This window comes from Streptomyces sp. ADMS (genome assembly GCF_033441795.1).
GTDB lineage: Bacteria > Actinomycetota > Actinomycetes > Streptomycetales > Streptomycetaceae > Streptomyces.
This window is the reverse complement of record NZ_JAVFVX010000559.1, coordinates 1-282: the sequence shown is the minus strand read 5'-3', so window position 1 is coordinate 282 and position 282 is coordinate 1. Positions and strand designations below refer to the sequence as shown.

Genomic DNA, 282 nt, shown 5'->3' with positions numbered 1-282 from the left:
GGTAGAACTCGGGGTTGTGGAAGGACGCGGCGTGCTTGAGCGCCGCGATCAGTTGCGGTGGCAGTCCGGTGGTGGCGATGCGGAGCATCGCTCCTGCCTTGGCCCTGACCGTCTTGGGGGCCTTGGCCAGCGCGCTGCGGCGCGGCCGGGCCGGCAGCACCGGCATGGTCGGGCTGGGGCCGGCCTGCAGCGGGCCCAACGCTTCCACCAACTCCTGCACCTGCCCAGGCGCGAGGCGTTCGGTGCGCGACAGGTAAGCGAACTGGTCCTCGTACGGCGTCC

Annotated in this window: 1 protein-coding gene; it reads right to left on the bottom strand. The window is 71.6% G+C overall.

Annotation, left to right across the window (positions count from 1 at the left end):
- Positions 1–282: hypothetical protein (locus tag RB628_RS43045; protein WP_318325836.1), on the bottom strand; the 282-nt coding region annotated here is incomplete at both ends.